The 3192-nt window shown below is 33.0% G+C and carries 3 protein-coding genes; all 3 read right to left on the bottom strand.

The features are described 5' to 3' along the window. Nucleotides 1-133: 133 nt before the first annotated feature. The 3 genes from GJS40_RS11930 to GJS40_RS11920 are packed head-to-tail and all read right to left on the bottom strand — an operon-like array spanning nucleotide 134 to nucleotide 2933. The gene (locus GJS40_RS11930; protein WP_270898086.1) at nucleotides 134-814 is read right to left on the bottom strand and encodes a response regulator transcription factor; all 681 of its coding nucleotides are present in this window, start codon (nucleotides 812-814) and stop codon (nucleotides 134-136) included. Nucleotide 815: 1 nt separating this feature from the next. Then, on the bottom strand, nucleotides 816-2195 hold the full coding sequence (locus tag GJS40_RS11925; RefSeq protein WP_270898085.1) for a HAMP domain-containing sensor histidine kinase: 1380 nt from the start codon (nucleotides 2193-2195) through the stop codon (nucleotides 816-818). Nucleotides 2196-2207: 12 nt separating this feature from the next. After that, nucleotides 2208-2933: a cytochrome c biogenesis CcdA family protein gene (locus GJS40_RS11920; RefSeq protein WP_270898084.1), complete on the bottom strand. Its 726-nt coding sequence runs from the start codon at nucleotides 2931-2933 to the stop codon at nucleotides 2208-2210. Between the last annotated feature and the right edge of the window lie 259 nt (nucleotides 2934-3192).

The raw sequence follows: 3192 nt of genomic DNA, 5'->3' as shown, positions 1-3192 counted from the left end.
TTGCGTATAATTCATTTTGAGTCCTCCTTGGTTTTCTAATTTCGGAGTCGATGCATCGACATCCTGTACTATACCAAGGAGGCTCTTTTTTGTTAAACCTCAAATTTCTTCATTACAGGAATGCTTTTTATACCTATAATGAAGGTTTGTTTACCCATTTATATCCAATACCCCAAACAGTTATTAAATAATCATCTATGGGAAATCCAGATTGACGAATTTTATCTCGCATGTTCCGTACATGCGAATCAACTGTTCTTTCTTCTGTTTGTGATTCGTATCCCCAGATTAAATCAATTAATTGTTCCCTGGTAAACACTTGATTTGGTTTCTTCATAAAATACCCTAGCATGGTAAATTCCTTCGGTGTTAACTTGATTACATTATTTTTGTAAGATAACTCAAACTCATCTTCATTCCATAAGAGTCCATTTACCTCAATCCGTTTTAAAGGTTCTGTTCTACGTAATAATGCTTCCATTCTAGCTAATAATTCATTTTCATCAAAGGGTTTTGTTACATAATCATCTGCACCTAATTTTAATCCTTTTATGATGTCCTCTTTTTGTTCACGGGCAGTCACCATTATAATAGGGATATCTGAATTTTTTCTAATTTCTTGGCATAATTCCCAGCCGTTCATTTCAGGCATCATAATATCGATCAGTACGATATCAAAAATTTCATCTTTTAAAAAAGATAATGCTTCTTTGGCACTTACTGCCTTTCTACATGAATAATTATGTGGTCTTAAATATAAAGCTAATAAATCGAGCATTCTTTTTTCATCATCGACTAAGAGAACTTTGACCATTTCATTCCCCCCTTGGTAAATGAATAATCACTCTCGTACCTTTACCTAGTTCACTTTCGATTTCAATCGAACCATCGTGTGATTCGATAATTTCTTTTGCAATAGCCAATCCTAATCCCGTCCCACCACTTTTTCTTGAACGGGATTTTTCTACACGGTATAAACGTTCAAATAGATATGGTAATTCCTCTTTTGGAATTCCTTCCCCTTCATCTGAAATAGTTATAGTAATTTCCCTATCATTCTGGGTTACCTCTAATGATATAGACTTTCCATCGGGTGTATGTTTTCTGGCATTATCCAGTATATTTAATAAAACCTGTTGGATTCTATCGGGATCAATATTACCTATGATATTTACTGGGCATGAAGTAGAAAGTGTAATATTTTTTTCTTCCATTACTGGAGCAATTCGTTCTTCAATCGTTTGGATTAGTTGTCTTAAACTAACACTTTTTCGATTAATTACAAACTTATTCTCATCCATTTTAGCTAGGTCAAATAAATTCTTAACCAGAACTGTCAAATGCTCCGTTTCTTCCCGTATGATATCCAGATATTCTTTTCTTTCTTCGTCCGTTATGTCTTGCTTACTGATGATATCCGCATACCCTTTTATGTAGGTTAATGGCGTTCTAAGTTCGTGAGAGATACTTGCCAAAAATTCATTTCTGTCATTTTTTAATCGTTCTAGATCACTAGATAACCTCATGATAGAACCGGCTAATTCACCTAGTTCATCTTTTCGTTCCATATGTAATTGCACCTTATTTTTCCCCTCGCTTAGTTGTTCGGTGGCTTCTTTCATTTTCATTAATGGTAACGTAATAAAACGAGAAAGAATAAAAACGGTAAAGATGGTTAGAACAATGGTGATTAGTCCAACTATGACAAATTGATCACTCAAATGATTAACCATATTTTTTACAATATTGGTATTAGCAAACATAAAGACATGCCCTTGATGTTCCTCATCAATAGTAATGGGGCTATCAACCGCTATATATTGTTTTTCCGACCAACGTTGTTCTACTACTTTTCCTACACTGGGTATATCCTTATAATCCGTATGAACAATTACTTCAAACATTTCCTTTTCAACAGGATCGGAATTAATGATGATGTTACCATTGGCATCGGTAATAATAACAGCAAATTCCGATTCTGACTCCATGATAGCAACATGCTCTAACGTTGATGAATCAAAATTATTTTCCAAGACAGCACTATGTGTATTGGCACGAGCTAATAAACTATCCATCACTTCATCAATACGTTCATTTGCTATATTTGTATATAGAATAAAATAAACAAAAACCTCGATAATTAACATGAACACAAAGAATAATAGTCCAATTTTTAAGGATAATTTATTAAACATAATTGACCTCTTTTACCAGTAAGTTAAAGTATCCAGAATACCTATAACAAGAATGATAACTCCTGCAAGTTTTTGTACTAGTGATCCTATTCTTCTGCTTCTCTTTAATATAATGCCACTTGCCCCAAAATACCAAATAAGAAAAATAATTAATAAAAGTGGAAGTGAGGTTCCAATTCCAAATACAGAAGGTAATACAAATCCATATGATGTTTCTAATACAACTGGCATTAAGGTTAGTATAAATAATACAAACATAGTAGGGCAAAATGCTAACGTAAAACTCGCACCCATTAAAAAGCTTCCTAGATAACTATCTTTAAATTTAGTGGGTATTTTAAACATTTTTCCGGTTTTTCTCCAGCTAAATAAATCTATCATAAATAAACCAACCAGTATAAGTAATGGCCCAATTGCTTTTCTTAGAATTGGGAACATTTGTGTTAAAGTACTGTGTATTTCCTTCCCAAGTAACCAGATTACTAAACCAATTATTGAAAAAACAACTATTTTACCTAAAACAAATAGAAATATGTGTAACCAAGGGACTTTTTCGACTAGTGATCTGTTCCCATAAATAGTCATTGCACTGATATTGCCTGTTAGCTGACAAGGAGCAACGGCGCCAATTAACCCAAGAAAAAATGCAAATAAGAGCGGTATGTGTTCATATCCATATGCAATTTGTTGAAGTGGTCCATTTAGCATGATGGCTATTTCATTAAAAAGATCGAACATATTTATTCACTCACTTTGCCCTTAATAGTTTTATCCATTAAATAACATATAAAAAATATGTCCATTTTTTGTGCAGATTTCAGCAAATATTAATCAAAGGTAATAATGAAGAAAGAGAATCTCAAAATATTAATAGAAAGCATTCCTGTAATGAAGAAATTTGAGGTTTAACAAAAAAGAGCCTCCTTGGTATAGTACAGGATGTCGATGCATCGACTCCGAAATTAGAAAACCAAGGAGGACTCAAAATGAATTATAC

Origin of the sequence: Aliibacillus thermotolerans (assembly GCF_027853235.1) — a bacterium.
GTDB classification, from domain to species: Bacteria; Bacillota; Bacilli; order Bacillales; family Marinococcaceae; genus Aliibacillus; species Aliibacillus thermotolerans.
This window is presented reverse-complemented; position numbering and strand designations above follow the sequence as displayed.

What these genes read in the sequence shown, in the direction of transcription:
- GJS40_RS11930 (WP_270898086.1), bottom strand. Translation starts at nt 814, where the DNA reads ATGGTCAAAGTTCTCTTAGTCGATGATGAAAAAAGAATGCTCGATTTA.
- GJS40_RS11925 (WP_270898085.1), bottom strand. Translation starts at nt 2,195, where the DNA reads ATGTTTAATAAATTATCCTTAAAAATTGGACTATTATTCTTTGTGTTC.
- GJS40_RS11920 (WP_270898084.1), bottom strand. Translation starts at nt 2,933, where the DNA reads ATGTTCGATCTTTTTAATGAAATAGCCATCATGCTAAATGGACCACTT.